The organism is Paenibacillus sp. RC334 (genome assembly GCF_030034735.1).
Taxonomy (GTDB): domain Bacteria; phylum Bacillota; class Bacilli; order Paenibacillales; family Paenibacillaceae; genus Paenibacillus; species Paenibacillus terrae_A.
Window position 1 is genome coordinate 764,917 of record NZ_CP125370.1, and the last position, 16,023, is coordinate 780,939.

General features: G+C 49.6%; 14 protein-coding genes. 11 read left to right on the plus strand and 3 right to left on the minus strand.

Going from position 1 to position 16,023, the window contains the following annotated elements; genetic code table 11:
• Positions 1-29: 29 nt before the first annotated feature.
• The 11 genes from uvsE (at position 30) to QMK20_RS03760 (ending at position 12,039) form a co-directional block, all read left to right on the plus strand.
• Positions 30-1,031, plus strand: coding sequence for a UV DNA damage repair endonuclease UvsE (gene uvsE, locus QMK20_RS03710; RefSeq protein ID WP_283654649.1), 1,002 nt, complete (start codon positions 30-32; stop codon positions 1,029-1,031).
• Positions 1,032-1,154: 123 nt separating this feature from the next.
• Positions 1,155-2,072 carry an inositol monophosphatase family protein gene (locus QMK20_RS03715; RefSeq protein WP_283654650.1) on the plus strand — a complete coding sequence of 306 codons (918 nt, stop codon included), beginning with the start codon at positions 1,155-1,157 and terminating at the stop codon, positions 2,070-2,072.
• Between the two features lie 37 nt (positions 2,073-2,109).
• Positions 2,110-2,352 (plus strand): hypothetical protein, encoded by a 243-nt coding sequence (locus QMK20_RS03720; RefSeq protein ID WP_044646105.1) that lies wholly within the window; start codon positions 2,110-2,112, stop codon positions 2,350-2,352.
• 174 nt (positions 2,353-2,526) lie between these two features.
• Complete coding sequence (locus QMK20_RS03725) at positions 2,527-4,257, plus strand: sensor histidine kinase (RefSeq protein WP_283656188.1); 1,731 nt, start codon at positions 2,527-2,529, stop codon at positions 4,255-4,257.
• Positions 4,235-5,794: a response regulator transcription factor gene (locus tag QMK20_RS03730; RefSeq protein WP_283654651.1), complete on the plus strand. Its 1,560-nt coding sequence runs from the start codon at positions 4,235-4,237 to the stop codon at positions 5,792-5,794. The genes QMK20_RS03725 and QMK20_RS03730 overlap by 23 nt, the downstream gene beginning before the upstream one ends.
• Before the next feature lie 174 nt (positions 5,795-5,968).
• Positions 5,969-7,261, plus strand: a complete 1,293-nt coding sequence (locus QMK20_RS03735; RefSeq protein WP_283654652.1) for an ABC transporter substrate-binding protein — start codon at positions 5,969-5,971, stop codon at positions 7,259-7,261.
• Positions 7,262-7,484: 223 nt separating this feature from the next.
• Positions 7,485-8,393 (plus strand): carbohydrate ABC transporter permease, encoded by a 909-nt coding sequence (locus tag QMK20_RS03740; protein ID WP_283654653.1) that lies wholly within the window; start codon positions 7,485-7,487, stop codon positions 8,391-8,393.
• 5 nt (positions 8,394-8,398) lie between these two features.
• Positions 8,399-9,238: a carbohydrate ABC transporter permease gene (locus QMK20_RS03745; protein ID WP_044646097.1), complete on the plus strand. Its 840-nt coding sequence runs from the start codon at positions 8,399-8,401 to the stop codon at positions 9,236-9,238.
• Positions 9,239-9,274: 36 nt separating this feature from the next.
• Positions 9,275-10,402, plus strand: a complete 1,128-nt coding sequence (locus tag QMK20_RS03750; protein WP_283654654.1) for a rhamnogalacturonan acetylesterase — start codon at positions 9,275-9,277, stop codon at positions 10,400-10,402.
• A 73-nt stretch (positions 10,403-10,475) separates the two neighbouring features.
• Entirely contained in the window at positions 10,476-11,510 is a 1,035-nt protein-coding gene (locus QMK20_RS03755; RefSeq protein WP_283656189.1) for a glycoside hydrolase family 88/105 protein, read from the plus strand.
• A 124-nt stretch (positions 11,511-11,634) separates the two neighbouring features.
• Positions 11,635-12,039: a sensory rhodopsin transducer gene (locus QMK20_RS03760; RefSeq protein WP_283654655.1), complete on the plus strand. Its 405-nt coding sequence runs from the start codon at positions 11,635-11,637 to the stop codon at positions 12,037-12,039.
• A 167-nt stretch (positions 12,040-12,206) separates the two neighbouring features.
• Here QMK20_RS03760 and QMK20_RS03765 read toward each other — a convergent pair whose 3' ends face one another.
• The 3 genes from QMK20_RS03765 to QMK20_RS03775 all read right to left on the minus strand — a co-directional run bounded on the left by QMK20_RS03765 (position 12,207) and on the right by QMK20_RS03775 (position 15,938).
• Positions 12,207-13,166 carry a DMT family transporter gene (locus QMK20_RS03765; protein ID WP_283654656.1) on the minus strand — a complete coding sequence of 320 codons (960 nt, stop codon included), beginning with the start codon at positions 13,164-13,166 and terminating at the stop codon, positions 12,207-12,209.
• A 249-nt stretch (positions 13,167-13,415) separates the two neighbouring features.
• Positions 13,416-14,732, minus strand: coding sequence for a glutamate-1-semialdehyde 2,1-aminomutase (locus tag QMK20_RS03770; RefSeq protein ID WP_283656190.1), 1,317 nt, complete (start codon positions 14,730-14,732; stop codon positions 13,416-13,418).
• Between the two features lie 84 nt (positions 14,733-14,816).
• On the minus strand, positions 14,817-15,938 hold the full coding sequence (locus tag QMK20_RS03775; RefSeq protein WP_283654657.1) for an LCP family protein: 1,122 nt from the start codon (positions 15,936-15,938) through the stop codon (positions 14,817-14,819).
• Positions 15,939-16,023: the final 85 nt, after the last annotated feature.

Below are 16,023 nucleotides of genomic sequence, written 5' to 3' on the forward strand. Positions count from 1 at the left end.
CTGCGATCTGTTGAAAGGAAGGACACCCTATGATAGTAAGGTTCGGCTATGTAGCCATGTCAGTCACCGTACAAAATGCATCGCCCTCCAAAACGATGACGATGGCCAGCTTTAACAAAATTGGAGATCGAGAGGCCGCGATCCGCAAGCTGGAACGAATTGCAACCGAAAACCTGCATAATACATTGCGGTTGCTGCGTCATAATCGGGCGAGCGATATCAAGGTTTACCGTTTTTCATCCAAGCTGATTCCGCTGGCGACTCATCAGGATTTGCGTGGCTGGGACCCCATTCAGGCACTTGCCGCTGATTTTGCAGAGGTCGGGAATGTTGTCAAAGCGAACGGGATGAGAGTCTCGTTTCACCCGGATCATTTTACAGTGCTGAGCACTCCCCGCCCGGAAGTACTGCAAAGCTCCATTAACGATCTCAAGCATCATAAAGCGATGCTGGAGGCGATGGGACTCGGTGCGGATGCCAAGAACAACATTCATATCGGCGGCGCGTATGGAGACAAGGTGACGTCGAGTCAGCGTTTTGTAGAGCAAGTAGGTGCGCTGGAGCTTTCGTTAAGGGAACGAATGACGCTGGAAAATGATGATAAAACGTTTAATGCGATGGAAACGCTGGAAGCGTGCAAGCGGACGGGGCTGCCGATGGTTCTCGACATTCATCATCAATGGGTAAATAACGAGGGCGAGAAGCCGTGGGAGCTGTGGCCTGGCATTTTGGATACATGGAAAGGGGAATTGGCTCAAACGGGTTCTTCTCCCGATAATCCACTACCACCCAAAATCCATGCGTCCAGTCCCAAAAGTGAAAAAGACCCCCGCGGTCATGCGGACGGTGTTCAGGTGGAGCCGCTGCTTACTTTTTTGCGTAACATTGCCGGATATACGGGTCGGATTGACGTCATGCTGGAAGCCAAACGCAAGGATGAAGCGTTGTTCGGGCTGATGAAGGAACTGCGTGTACGAGAAGGTGACGGAGTAAAGGTGCTAGATGGGGCTTCGGTAGAAATTACGCCTTAAAGAATAGGGTTCTGCGGATAATGTTCCCAAATAGAGAAACTTTATGGAATATATTGTGTATACTAGATTGTGTAAACTAGTAAATTGTACTTTAACAGAGATGGTTAAGAGGACTGTGCTGTAATGCAGCTTCGTAAACCACGTAACAATGATATAGAAAGTAGAGTGAACACGTTGAATGAACATGAAAACGAAAAGGTTCCCTATATTGTATCAGGAAAAAGCTATACCGCCGTGGCCATTAACGCGGCATCCAAAGCAGGGGAATGGATCAAAAGCAGACTGGGGACCGTCGAGCAGTTAAGCACCAAGCAGTCCCCGACGGACCTTGTGACCGAAGTGGATAAAGGTGCGGAGCAGATGATCCGCAGACTGATTCTCACGCATTTTCCCGACCATGCCATTTTGGGCGAAGAGGGGGTAGAGCCGGGTGCCGAGGCTTCGGCCCGTGCATTGGAGGCTGCTCGTGAAGAGGAATATTTGTGGATTATTGATCCAGTAGACGGTACAACCAATTTTGTACACAGCCTGCCGTACTACAGTGTATCTATCGCTTTGGCCCACTGTGGAGAGGTGATTGTTGGTGTCATTTATGATCCGTCCCGCGACGAAATGTTTGTGGCTGAAAAAGGTAAAGGCGCGTATGTACATGGCAATCTGATGAGGGCATCCAGAGAAGAAACACTGGGAGACAGTCTGGTGTGCATCGGCTTCCCGCCGGACCGCACTTTTGCACAGCCGCTGAATATGAAGATTGCACAGGCACTTACACCGCAGGTACGAGGCATTCGGGCACTCGGCTCGGCAGCCCTGCATCTGGCTTATGTGGCATCGGGACGGCTGTCAGCCTATTGTGAAATCGGTTTGAATGCCTGGGATGTAGCAGCGGGCGCTTTGCTGGTACAGGAATCGGGAGGAACGATCACAGATACGCTGGGCAGGCCTTATGACCTTAGTGTGCGACATATTGCAGCGACTAATACGGCTATTCATTCTCAACTCATTCAAGTACTGAAAGAAGCAGACGCAACCGGGTTATAATACACCTATATCGCTTATACCTGAAGGAGGAAGGATGATGGGCCAATCCGAGGATTTGGAGCGCGAGCTCAGTGAATTGCTGACGGAAGGCGAAATTCGTGAGAATGAGGCCAAAAAACGCGAACGGCTCACTCCTAAATATGAGGTGCGGATTCAAACCCATATCGACCCTATTGTCGAAGAGACGCGTAAATACCGCAGCATGGCACGGGAACTGGATGACCGTTACGATGAATATATGAGCAAGGCGGACAAATCGGAACCAACCGACAAACGCTGAGCGAACACAAATACCTCTTGCCGAATGACCAAGGCATGGGGTATTTTGTATGATGTACAGCTTTATCGTGCAATCTCCATTCCATGCTGGAACGCGCAGGACGAGCGAAGGAGGCGACATCCACTGATCACTTATTTTAAAAGCGCTTTCAAAAATGCCGGAATCCATCATAAAATGGTACTGCTGATTACGGTGCTCATGCTGGTTAATTTTGCGGTTGTTGCAGTCATACTTAAATACGTATTTCATATTTATGATAATCAAATGTATAAAAAGACATCCGAAGTACTCAACATTTCTTCAATCGGCATTGAAAATGAGCTGAAGGATGTTGAAAAAGTTACTTTCAAGGTGACAACAGACGAACAGCTTCAGCGTTATTTGCTACAATTGGAAAGAGAAACCTCGCCGTATACCAAAATGGTGCTGCGTAAAAAAATAACGAATAGGCTTGTCGCCTTCGCAGGCTCTGAAACCTATATCTATTCTATGATGGTGATCGACAAAGAGGGGCAGGTCATGAGTGCGGGCAACCGTGAGGGTATTCCCTCAGAGCTTCGATCCACCCTGTCGGAGCTGGCAGCCGAATATGACGGTTCCAACGCATGGTACGCGGCAGGTCACTCCTCCTTACTGGCAGCGCGGCAATTCAAATCCTTTACAGATACCAATTTTACGTTAAATGGGCTCGGAACGCTCGCGATTCGTGTGCGGATTGACCGAATTGTAGCGGATCGTGTGCAGACCTCCGGTCGTGACGGACAACTGATGATTACAGATGGCAAGCAGATGATTTATCCCGAAACACCGCCTTTGAGTGAGAGTGATATGCAGGCCGAGCTTGCGCGGAAGCAGCCTTACGGAATTGCGACCTACACAGGCGGGACCTTTTTCGCAGCCCAGATCAAATCCTCTTATACGGGCTGGACATATTTGCATATGACCCCCTTTGATGATATGTTTCGCAGTATTACTATAATCAAGGAAATTGTAAGCGCTATTTTTGTCATTATGCTTCTGATCGCATTGGCACTGGGAGCCCGATTATCTGGCAGTATTACAAAGCCGATCGTTCAACTAATCCAGAACATGCGTAAAATTGAAAAAGGAGATCTCGACCGTCTGGAGGAGGAAGCACTCGGCGCAGTTCCGCTTTCCACACAGGATGAGGTGGGCTTGCTGCACCGGACTTATAAGAAGATGATCCGCCGTATCCGTGAGCTGATTAATGAGAATGTTGCGAAGCAGCTATTGCTACGGGAGACGGAATTAAAGGCGCTTCAGGCTCAAATTAATCCACATTTTTTGTATAACACGCTGGAGTCTGTGAACTGGCTCGCCAAGGCGAATAAGCAGGACCGTATCTCAGAAATGGTAGAGGCGCTTGCATTTCTGTTGCGCAGTGCGGTCAGTTTTGAGGAACAGCTCATTCCACTTCGGAAAGAGTTGGACATTGTGCGAAGTTATGTAACGATCCAAAAAACACGCTTCGATGAACGTCTTGTTTTCCATCTGGATGTGCCAGAGGAGCTGATGGATGCGCAGATTCCGAAGCTGACGCTTCAGCCCTTGGTGGAGAATGCAATTCATTATGCGCTGGAGCTGCAAATTGAGCCATGTCGGATTTCTATTGTTGTCAGGGTGAGGGAAGGTGCGCTTTTCCTGCGGGTGGAGGATGACGGGCCGGGCATGACGCAGGATTTTCTGGAAAAACTGCGAAGCGGGCAGGTCACGACCCGTGGACAGGGCATCGGCCTTACCAATATTCAGGAACGGATTAGCCTGACATTTGGTACTCCATGGGGGATAGAACTGCACAGTGAGTCAGGAACAGGAACGTCGATTCATGTCTGTATTCCATATGTGAAAGGGGAACAGGGTCATGTACAAGGTGCTGCTGGTTGATGATGAGCGTATGATTTTGGAAGGAATATCACAGGTGGTAGATTGGAGCAAAGCAGGGACAAAGCTGGTGGGTACAGCACGCAATGGGATTGAGGCCTACGATCAGATTCAGGCCAGTCCGCCTGATTTTGTGATCAGCGACATCTCTATGCCTGGATTGGATGGCATCGGCCTGGTTGCCAAAACGACGGAGCATTTTCCGGATGTTCGTTTCATTCTGTTGTCCGGCTATAAAGATTTCGACTATGCTTGTCGGGCCATGCAATACGGGGTGAAGCACTATTTATTAAAGCCCTGCAATGAGCGACAAATCCATGAGGCGTTGACCGAGTTGGGGCAGGAGCGGGAGGAACAGGAGGAACGCAAGCAGTTTGTGAACCGGATGAAGCTTGATTTTCAGCGTATGCTGCCGCATGTGAAGGAGCATTTTTTGAAGGAGTTTATTTCCTATAAAACTTACGGCAGTCGGGATATCGCTTTTTATGAGCGGTTATTCGGTCTGGAGCTGCAAGATAAGCAGGTTCGAATGCTACTGCTGCGAGTCGAGGAATCCCATGAGCCGGAGCATCTGTTTGCGCTGCAAAATATTGCAGCGGATTTAATGGATGATGTCCTGCTTGGAACGACCATGCAAGGCCAACTGCTCATCGTGCTGGAAAGCGGGGGCGATACGTCCAGGCTGATGGAGCAGCTTGACGCGGTACGTGCAACGTTTCGCCGTTTTTACAAGCTGGAGGTAACGGTTGCGGTTAGCGAGTCTGACAGTATGGAGCACTCGAGGGGGATGTACCGGGAGACACTGCATTGTATGAATCACCGTTTCTATACCGGGGAGGGCAGTCTGATTACGAAGGAAGATTTGGCGACCGAGGACCCACGGGAGATGGCCGATTTGGAGCTGGACGAGGAAAAGTTTGGTCTGCTGATCAAGGCTGGAAATACGGAGGAGGTTGTACAGGAAGTGGATCGACTGTTTGGCATTCTGTCCCGTATGAAGCTGGAAATTTCGGTGACCCGTTCCTATGTGCTTCAGCTGTATGCCGCCATGATCCGTATATGCCCTGAAGAGGAGCGCTCCGAGTTTACGAGCCGAATGGCCGTGCTGGCAGAGCAAAAAACGCTTGCTTGTCTCAAATCCTTTGTGCAGGAGGCCGCCGGACGAATGACGGCAATCTACTATAAGAGCAATGTGAGCCGTCAATCCTCCACGGTTGATAAAATGATCACCATTATTGAGCAAAACTATCGAAAATCCGATTTGTCCCTGAACGCAGTGGCCGGGCAAATGCTGTACATGAATTCCGACTACCTGGGGAAAATTTTCAAAAAGGTAACGGGTGAAAACTTTTCACATTACGTTAATCGCTATCGGATCGAACGTGCGGCTGAGCATATTCGGGAGACGGGAGATGTAAAGGTGTTTGAGCTGGCGGAATGGTTCGGCTTCGGAGGGAACGCCCAATATTTTAGCCAGGTGTTCAAAAAATGGGCGGGTATGACGCCATCAGAGTACATCAAGTCACACGAACGGGGATGAGCGCTGGAGCCCCTCTGTTTTTTAAACCCAGGAAATCTGATTTGTGTATTCCAATGCTTCTCTGCTTTTGGGAAAATAACAACAGGAGCAAATGTAAACGCTATCAATTTTGCGTAAATACGTTGTCACTTGTAACACGGCTCCTTTCTAGAACAGCGAAAAGGGGAGAGATAAGTGGGCAAAAAGGGATGGTTTCTGGTCATGGCTATGCTGCTCGTGCTGACGACGGCATGCAGCGGAGCGAACAGCGGTGGCAATTCGGGCACAAGTGCAGACGGGAAGGTAAAGTTGCGGATCGCTTGGTGGGGATCGGATACGCGTCATGAATATACGCAGAAGGTCGTTGACCTGTATAAGCAGAAAAATCCAAATGTGACGATTGATGTGGAGTATGCCTCTTTTGATGACTATTGGAAGAAGCTCGCCCCGCAGGCTGCGGCAAACCAGCTGCCGGATATCGTACAAATGGACATTTCGTACATTAGCCAATATGCGAAAAACGGTCAACTGGAGGATCTAGCGCCTTACTTGAATCAAAAAATTCAGGTTGCTGATGTGACCGAAAATGTACTCAAAACCGGCGTAATTGCCGGAAAGCAATATGGTATTCCAACAGGTGTCAATGTGCTGGGCTTCCAGTATGATCCGGCGTTGCTCAAAAAGGCGGGTATAGACAAAATTCCTGACAACTGGACATGGGATCAATACAAAGAACTGGCTTTGAAGGCAGCATCCAATAAAGTACACTTTGACAGCTCCATGGTTGCCGATATTTTCTTCCACTACTATTTGCGTACACATGGAAAGTCTCTCTACAATGCGGAAGGAACAGGATTGGGGTATGACGACGATAAGCTGTTTGTCGATTTCTTCAGCAGTATGGCTGATCTGATTAAGAAGGAGGCAACCCCGTCTCCTGAAGTCATGAACCAGACCAAGGGGATTATTGAAGAATCCGATATTGTAAAAGAAAAGGGCATCGGCGTTTGGCAATGGTCCAATCAGTATGTAGGCTTACAGCAGGTTGTTAACCGCCCGATGGCGTTGGCTCCAATGTTTGGACCGAATATGGAAAAAGGTATATACATGCAGCCTACGATGTACTGGGCGGTCGCTTCCCATTCACAGGTGAAGGATGAAGCCGCTAAGTTTATTGATTTCTGGATGAATGATGTAGAAGCGAATAAATTGATTAAAGGTGAGCGGGGCGTACCGATTTCCGCCAAAATCAAGGAAGCTGTAGCGGCAGAGCTGAGCGAGCCAACGAAGCAGGTGTTTGATTTTGTGGCTTCCATGGAGCCGAAGGCTTCTCCAATGAGTCCACCGCCGCCCGTTGGATCACCGGAAGTGATTGCGACCCTGACCGATTATATTGAGCAGGTCAATTTCGGGCAGATGACGGCAGAGGATGCAGCGGTTAAATTCCGGGCTGATGCGAATACCATCCTTGCGAATAACAAGCAGTAATTAGCGTAATGGATTCCTTAGGCGTCTGACACCGTTTTGACATAGGGGCGAAGGTCGGTTTCGTTAAGTTAACCGTGCGTAGTGATAGCATGATTGCGCACGGTTAATACGACGAACAAACCGCAGAAGCTGCTTCTATATATCATGATGAAATACATGTAACAACGAATTATGAATATAAAAAGTTTGGCTAATCAACAAAATGCAACAGAAGGGAGGCTTGATGAGCTTGCGAAATCATCAGAGCTTGAGAGCCAATATGACCGGATATGCGTTTATCAGCCCGTTTATTGTGGGCTTTCTGGCATTTACATTAATTCCGATGTTTATTTCGTTGTATCTGTCCTTTACATCCTACAACCTGTTCACCCCGCCCAAATGGATTGGTCTGGGGAACTTTGAAAAAATGTTCACAGCCGACCCGAAATATTGGAATTCGATTAGGGTTACGTTTACGTATGTATTGGTCGGTGTTCCGCTACGACTGATTTTCGCACTGTTTGTGGCTATGATTTTGAATACCAAATCGCGTATGGTCGGGACCTATCGGACAATGTACTATCTGCCGTCCATTATCGGGGGCAGCGTTGCGGTGTCCATCATGTGGCGCAACATTTTCAGCAATGAAGGCATTGTAAACAGCTTGCTTTTGGCCTTGGGGGCAACTCCGGTGAAATGGTTTGGTGATCCGAATGCTTCGCTTGCGATGCTGATCACCTTGTCCGTATGGCAATTCGGCTCCTCCATGCTTATTTTTCTGGCCGGCTTGAAGAATATCTCGGTTGAAATGTACGAGGCGTCCAGCGTGGACGGCGCTTCGCCAGTGCGAAAATTCTTCAGTATTACGCTGCCTCTGCTCAGTCCGATTATTTTATTTAACCTGATTATGCAGACGATCAGCGCCTTTATGACCTTTGTTCCGGCCTACGTTATTTCCAAGGGCGAGGGCGGTCCGATGGATGGAACGATGTTGCATTCGCTGTATTTGTTCCGACAGGCGTTTATGTTTAGCAACATGGGATATGCGGCGGCTATGGCTTGGGTCATGCTCATTATGATCGCGATACTGACAGCAATTTTATTTATAACCTCCAAATACTGGGTATTCTATGAAACGGAAAAGGGGCGCTGATACCGATGGCATGGAAAACGTTCAAATGGCCAATCTATCACATTCTGGTCGCTGCGCTGGCGCTCTTGATGCTGTATCCCGTATTCTGGATGCTGTTCAGCTCGTTCAAGGAGAGTCGGACGATATTCGTCACGGCAGGTTCCTTGTTCCCTACAGAATGGATTTGGCAAAACTATGTGACAGGCTGGAAGGGCACAAGTGGATACAACTTCGGTACGTACATCTTGAATTCGTTCACGATTGTCTTGATTGCAACGATAGGAGCGGTGCTCTCCTCCTCATTAATCGCATTTGGCTTCGCACGTATGAAATTCAAGGGGCGTAACTTTTGGTTTGCCCTGATGATGATGACGCTTATGCTGCCAGGGGATGTGGTACTGGTACCGCAATACATTATTTTCACCAAGCTCGGCTGGGTCAATACGATTTTGCCACTGGTCGTGCCATCGTTTTTCGGGATGCCGTTCTTCATCTTCCTGATGGTCCAGTTTATCCGAACGATTCCGATAGAGCTGGATGAAGCAGCGACGATTGACGGATGCGGTAAATTCCGGCTGTATTTCCGAATTATTTTGCCATTGCTCAAATCCTCGCTGGCTACGGCGGCCATCTTCTCTTTCTACTGGAAGTGGGAGGATCTTCTGGGTCCGGTACTGTATCTGAATTCGCCGGAGAAATATACCGTATCTATGGCACTTAAAATGTTCCTTGATAGCGAATCGGCTTCCAACTGGGGTGGGATGTTCGCGATGTCCATTTTGAGCCTGGTTCCGGTTATCGCTGTATTCTTCGCCTTCCAGAAGCAAATTGTCCAAGGAATGAGCTCAAGCGGCTTGAAGGGATAAAGTGGGGTTAAGGGTTATAGCGGAGAGGTGAGTGGAATGTGGAAGTTTGATTTTGGTCCGGGCGAGCCTGCGGATGGCTACACAGGAGTACCCCCGGATTGCTCGTATACTGCTGAGCAGGGCTACGGGTTTGAGGACGTGGATCATGTGTATGGTCGGGAAAGGCGATTATCCGGCGTAACCGCACCCAAGGATACGCTCGCACGGCTGCGAAGCCGCTTTTGCATCCCGCTGGGGACTGCGTTTGTCGCTGATGTATCGGAGGACGGGATGTATCTCGTCACCGTGCTGCTCGGCGATCCGCTCGCGGAGACGCTCACGCGGCTCAAAGCCGGCGAGGGCAAGCATGTGCTGCCCCCATTACACACGCTGCCGGGCCAGTTCACAGAGGCCCGGTTTGCGGTGCTCGTCAGGGGCGGCAAGCTGCGCCTCGCCGTATCTGGCACCGCGCCGCGGCTCAATGCGCTGGAGATTGCGCCAGCGCCACAGACCCTCCGGCTGTTCCTTGCCGGAGATTCCACGGTTACGGATCAGGACGCGTCCGGCTATCCGTATACAGGCTGGGGCCAGGCTTTGCCAGCCCTGTTCAAGCATGATGTCTGCGTGGATAATCACGCCGTATCGGGAAGAAGCTCCAAAAGCTTCGTGGACGAAGGACGGCTGGACGTTATTTTGACTGAAATGAAAGCAGGAGACTTCCTGTTCATCCAGTTCGGCCATAATGATCAGAAGTCGGACCCGGAACGGGCTACTGATCCTTTTACGACCTACAAGGAGCACCTGCGCCTCTATATCGACGGAGCCAGAAGCCGTGGGGCTACTCCAGTGCTGGTTACGCCTGTGCATCGTTGCTATTTTAACGGGGATGGTACGTTATCCGACACGCATGGAGACTATGTGACAGCGGTTCGCGAGCTGGCGGAAGAAGCAGATGTGTCGCTGATTGACTTGGCTGCCTGCACGCAGGAGTTATATGAGCGGTTGGGTCCTGAGGAAAGCAAAGAGCTTTTTATGTGGCTGCTGCCTGGTGAATACATGAACTTTTCCAGTGGCTTGGAGGATAATACACATTTTCATGAGAACGGCGCGGTCTGTATTGCAGATATGGTGGCGGATGCTGTGAAGGGGCTGGATTTACAGCCCTTACGCATGTATTTACGTTAGACGGACGGGTTTTTCTCGAACAGGTGTCAAGGAGGAAGTTAACGTGAAAATTACCAAAGGGGGAGACGAGGAAATGCCTGCATTGATTTTTGATGAGGAACAAATTAAACAGGTGATCGACCGGGTGGTAGAACGCACATTTCAAATGGACTATAGCTGGGATTGGCCGGGTGGTGTGGCTTTTTACGGTGTGTGTGAAGCCTATGAAGCAACAGGGAACGAGGAGTATTTGACCAAATTAAAGGAATGGGTCGATGAAAATATTGCAGATGGACTTCCACCGCTCTCGGTGAACGGTGTGTCTGTGGGACACTGCTTGCTGACGCTGTATCAGGCTACAGGAGAGCAAAAGTACCTTGATATCGCCACCGAAATGGCGGAATTTCTGGCGAAGAAAGCCGAGCGGTTCGCCGACGGCATTTTCCAGCATACGGTGAATTCACTTCATGACGTATTTCCGCAGCAAGCGTGGGTGGATACGATGTTTATGGCAGGCTATTATTTGCTGCGCATCGGTCATCTGCTGGGTAACAAAGAATATTGGGAGGATGGTATCCGGCAATATCACGGGCATGAGGAATTTTTGCAGGACCCGGATACGAATTTGTATTATCACGGCTGGGATCATGCGAACCAAAGCCGGATGTCAGGTATTTACTGGGCGCGGGGAAATTCGTGGGCTGCACTCACAATGGCAAAAGCGCTGAAATTCGTGGAGGTGCAGCATCCATCCTACATGATCATCGACGGTTCGCTGCGTGACCAGCTCAGTGCGCTGGTGCGGCTGCAATCCTCGGAAGGGCTGTGGCATACGGTGTTGAATGATGAAACCTCCTATCTGGAAACCTCAGGCTCTGCAGGCATTGCGACGGCTTTGCTTATGCAGGGGCGACTGTTCAACAAATACACGCAAAAGGCAATCGACGGTATCCTTTCCCGAATCAAGGAGGATGGCACTGTGACGGGTGTATCCGCTGGAACCGCCGTAATGAACGATATTGATGGCTACCGCAACGTACCATACAAACGTATTCAGGGCTGGGGACAGGGACTGGCGCTCGCCTTTCTGGCTCAACTGCTGCGTACCAAGGAGAATCCATTCGCGTAGAAAGATAGGTTGCTTGCGGCTGACTCGTCAGGATCAAACACTGTGACAGATTCACTGCCAGCGATTTATTTTTGAGGACAGCATAGGGATGCGCAAGTATTTTATGTGAAAGGAGTCGGATAGCATGGGAAATACTGAGCTTCCTCAGGAAAAAGTAAACCAGCCGCGGGGCAGCTTATTCTGGGTGATTCCCGATGGATATATTCCACCCAAAAGCCGGGGAGAGCTGCTTAGTCATGAGAGTATATGTGTGCTGAACTGTGGAACTCTAGCGGCCAAGCTGAGTATAGATATCTATTTTGAAGACCGTGAGCCGCTGGAAGGATTGGTCGAGGTGATAGAAGGCAGACGAACCCGCCATATCCGCACGGCCTCGCTGGAGAGGGATGGCGAACGGATTCCGGCAGGCATTCCCTATGCGATTACGGTCACCAGCGACGTACCGGTGATTGTACAATATAGCAGACTAGACACGACACAGCCGGAACTGGCGCTAATGAGTGTCATGGCGTACCCGGTTGAAGGCTGAAATATGGGTTTGAATCATTCTAATGAAATAGATAAACTAAAAAAGATATCCCCGAGCCGGAGTAAACGACAGCCTGGGGATATCTTTTTTGCGAGGACAAAATCGTTCAAGAGAAGCGTCAACGATCAAAATTATACAGATTCCACAAGTGAAATATACATCCATTTTCAGTCCACTTTTAGTGGTTTTGTAGCAGACGCTTTTCGCGGCTCGAAGCTTCTCCGACCTCCAAAATTGGTGCCCAATACCCCGATAATGATAATAACTGCCCCGACAATATGATAGTATGCGAGCTGCTCCTTCAAAATATAAGCACCTGCTATCATGGAAATGAGAGTAGATAAATTACCGATAACACTCATTTTCGAGGCTTCGATCCACTTCAAGGCAAAGCTTGATAACAGCGAGGTGACGAGGGTAGACAGAATGCTCAGATAAGCCAGTGCCAGCCAGTAATCAGGCTTTACTAGGGGAGCGATATAAGTGCTCATAGAGCCGTCTATGGCATGATATCCCAGGGCCACCAAGTTAAAAACGAAACATCCCAAAATGGAAGTAACATAGGTCAACTCCATCGGACTGTATTTTTGTGTTAATGGACGAGCCAGCACGTTATAGCCGGATAGGCAAACAGCAGAGAGCACGAGCAAAAGAATGCCACCAAAGCTATTGGAGGCCATGGGCGCTCCGCTTTTCATCACGAATATAAAAATAACGCCTGCTACAGAGAGCAGCAAGGAAAGCTTTTGGACAACCGTAGTCCGCTCTTTAATAAAATAGGACGCCAGCAGCAGCGTGAAGATGGGAACGGTTGCCTGAATAATGCCGCCTTCCGATGAAGAGGTGCTCATCAGTCCGAAGGCTTGCAGTGGAAAATACACTAAAGGCGAGAGCAGCGCCAGCGGTAAAATACGCAGGATATCGCGCCGCGTGATATTAATCTTGATCCAGCCCAACACTACCGGAACCGTCAAAGCGATAAAAGACAAAGCAAAGCGGTGGGCGATTACATCCAGCGGGCTGGCTTCCGTGACCGTCAGCTTCACAAACAAAAATGAAAAACCGAGTATAGCGGCATAGCTGAGAGCAGCCAAATAGGCGGCTCCAGTTTTGGAACGACTGTGCATGATAAACCTCCGTAATGAATGGCTCAGGCATTTTTTTTAATTAGCCTGCGCTGAATGATTTCAACATGTTGCTCCTCCCAATATACCCGGATGGTGTCATTTAATACAATCCATAAAACGTACAACTGTACGGGTACAGTTGGCAAATTAAAAAAGCCGGAAGGCAGTCTCAAAGGTGGGATATCCCAGTCCTTAAAGCTGCTTCCGGCCCTTATCCTATCAAGATTCCATCATGTCGTACCGATCTGCTTACTTGCCCTGCGCCATCGCACGGAAAGAATCGTCCGCCGCTTCCAGCGTAGCATCCACGTCTTCATCTGTGTGTGCCGTTGTGAGGAACCATGCTTCATACTTCGATGGGGCCAGATGAATACCGCGATCCAGCATATGACGGAAGAAGGAAGCGAACGCTTCGCCGTCTGTATCCTGCGCCTCATCGTAGTTCGTGATCGGATGATCACAGAAATGCGTCGAGAATGCTCCACGGATGCGGTTAATCGTCAACGGCACGTCATGGCGTGCGGCTGAGGAAGCGATACCATCCGTCAGTCTCACAGCGAGACGTTCCATCTCTTCATACACGCCTTCGCCTTGAAGGACTTCAAGGCATGCAATGCCTGACGAGATGGAAGCCGGGTTGCCCGCCATGGTGCCCGCCTGATAAGCCGGGCCGAGTGGAGCAACCTGCTCCATCACATGCTTGCTGCCACCGTAGGCACCGATCGGCAGGCCCCCGCCCATGATTTTACCCAGCGCGGTCAAATCCGGCTGAATCGCATCATGATTGTCCAACCCGGCGTACGTTTGGGTGGAGCCGTAGTGGAAGCGGAACGCAGTAATGACCTCGTCATAGATAACGAGTGAACCGTTCGCCCGTGCCATTGAGCATAGCCCTTCCAGAAAACCGGGCTGCGGCATTACCATGCCGAAATTGCCGACAATCGGCTCGACCATGACTGCTGCCACATCGTCGCTCCAACGCTCCAAGGCTTGGCGCAACGCGTCCAGATCATTGAAAGGCACGGTAATCACCTCGCTCGCAATGTTGGTCGTAATTCCTGCGCTGTCCGGTATGCCCAGCGTGGACGGGCCAGAGCCTGCGGCTACGAGTACCAGATCCGAGTGACCGTGGTAGCAGCCTGCAAATTTGATGATCTTGTTTCGCTTCGTATAGGCCCGTGCAACACGGATCGTCGTCATGACCGCTTCTGTGCCGGAATTCACAAACCGGACCTTGTCCATGGAAGGAATGGCTTCCTTTAGCATCTTGGCGAGCTTGATTTCCAATACCGTTGAGGTTCCGTACAATACCCCGTTCGCCGCCGCCTCACTAATGGCCTTGGTAATATGAGGGTGGGCATGTCCAGTAATAATAGGGCCGTAAGCCGCTAAATAATCAATGTACCGATTATCATCCTCGTCCCAGAAATGAGCACCTTTGGCGCGTTTCATAAATACCGGAGCACCGCCGCCCACAGCCTTGAAAGAGCGTGAAGGACTGTTTACTCCCCCAACAATATGCTCCAGTGCTTCTTTATATAATGCTTCGGAGGTTTCCCGTTTCATCATCCAAAACTTCCTTTCCGTTCATTAAAATAGGATATACACACGCCAAAGGGCAGCGTTCATGGCTGCCCCCTGCATACATCATTATAGCTCTTTTTGTCCTGTCTTTGTTGACGATTGTGTGGCAGCAGCATCACTGCTGGTTTTGCTGCCACCCGTGAAAGAAGCCTTATCTGTCTTGGACGATGATGCACTGTCCGGTTGCTTTGTTTTGTTTTTATCCTTATTTTGTTCCTGTGTCTGTACAGGAGGATTGTTGAATATATCCTGCACGTACTTTTTCAATTCTTCCGGATCGCGGACGGTAAGAACCTGCGCGCCGCCTACATTTTCTTCCCCGAGCAGCTTCATCGGCGGAACCTGCTCGCTGCCAGCAAAGTTGCTTTGGTAGCCGACGTTTGCCAGCCTCCACATATCGTTGACACTAAGATTCGTATCAATAAACGGGTTTACCTGCTGCAAAATGCTCGGCAAATTGGCAATGGAGGTCGTGCTCTGCATTTTCTGTGCTATAGCCTCCAAAAATGCACGCTGACGTCCCGACCGGGAGAAGTCCGACATGGCGTCGTGGCGAAACCGCACGTATTGAAGCGCCTCTTTGCCGCCCAGATGCTGCATGCCCTTTTTCAAGTCAATATCGTATTCATGCTTATCCGCATTGCTTGTATAGTGCATATCCTTCTCCACTTCAAGATCAATGCCGCCCACGGCGTCCACCAGCTTTATAAATCCTTGAAAATCGGTATACACATAGTATTGCACCGGAATGCCCAGCAGGTCACCAGCCGCCTTCATGGCCGTGTTGGGGCCGTGAGTAATGGCGGTGTTAATCCGATTTTTATTGTAGCCGGGAATATCCACGTACGTATCACGCAAAATAGAGAAGAGGTGAATCTTTTTCTTGACGGGGTCCAGCGATACGACCATCATGCTGTCCGAACGGGGGACTTCCCCTTTTTGGATACCACGACCATCGACACCCATCAGCAAAATGTTGACCGGATCCGTACCTTCCCACTTGGGCGGGTCTGGTGTGCGCACCTGATCGACCTGCTTTACATTTTTGAATGGGGAGTTTGCACCCTCTTTATGCAGATTGTCCAGTTGATTATAAATGGATGAAAAATAATACACGGCAAAGCCGACAATCGCGACGATAATCACGGCTAGAACCGACCATATCGTCCTTTTGGTTCTGCTTGTCATGAATGCTCTCCCTTTCGCTTTTCAATTCATTACATTATAATTTCTTTTTGGAGCACAATCAATTTAACTATGGATTTTTCAAAAT

What these genes read in the sequence shown, in the direction of transcription:
- QMK20_RS03745 (WP_044646097.1), top strand. Translation starts at nt 8,399, where the DNA reads ATGGCATGGAAAACGTTCAAATGGCCAATCTATCACATTCTGGTCGCT.
- QMK20_RS03760 (WP_283654655.1), top strand. Translation starts at nt 11,635, where the DNA reads ATGGGAAATACTGAGCTTCCTCAGGAAAAAGTAAACCAGCCGCGGGGC.
- QMK20_RS03720 (WP_044646105.1), top strand. Translation starts at nt 2,110, where the DNA reads ATGGGCCAATCCGAGGATTTGGAGCGCGAGCTCAGTGAATTGCTGACG.
- uvsE (WP_283654649.1), top strand. Translation starts at nt 30, where the DNA reads ATGATAGTAAGGTTCGGCTATGTAGCCATGTCAGTCACCGTACAAAAT.
- QMK20_RS03730 (WP_283654651.1), top strand. Translation starts at nt 4,235, where the DNA reads ATGTACAAGGTGCTGCTGGTTGATGATGAGCGTATGATTTTGGAAGGA.
- QMK20_RS03755 (WP_283656189.1), top strand. Translation starts at nt 10,476, where the DNA reads ATGCCTGCATTGATTTTTGATGAGGAACAAATTAAACAGGTGATCGAC.
- QMK20_RS03770 (WP_283656190.1), bottom strand. Translation starts at nt 14,732, where the DNA reads ATGAAACGGGAAACCTCCGAAGCATTATATAAAGAAGCACTGGAGCAT.
- QMK20_RS03765 (WP_283654656.1), bottom strand. Translation starts at nt 13,166, where the DNA reads ATGCACAGTCGTTCCAAAACTGGAGCCGCCTATTTGGCTGCTCTCAGC.
- QMK20_RS03775 (WP_283654657.1), bottom strand. Translation starts at nt 15,938, where the DNA reads ATGACAAGCAGAACCAAAAGGACGATATGGTCGGTTCTAGCCGTGATT.
- QMK20_RS03715 (WP_283654650.1), top strand. Translation starts at nt 1,155, where the DNA reads ATGCAGCTTCGTAAACCACGTAACAATGATATAGAAAGTAGAGTGAAC.
- QMK20_RS03750 (WP_283654654.1), top strand. Translation starts at nt 9,275, where the DNA reads ATGTGGAAGTTTGATTTTGGTCCGGGCGAGCCTGCGGATGGCTACACA.
- QMK20_RS03740 (WP_283654653.1), top strand. Translation starts at nt 7,485, where the DNA reads ATGAGCTTGCGAAATCATCAGAGCTTGAGAGCCAATATGACCGGATAT.
- QMK20_RS03725 (WP_283656188.1), top strand. Translation starts at nt 2,527, where the DNA reads ATGGTACTGCTGATTACGGTGCTCATGCTGGTTAATTTTGCGGTTGTT.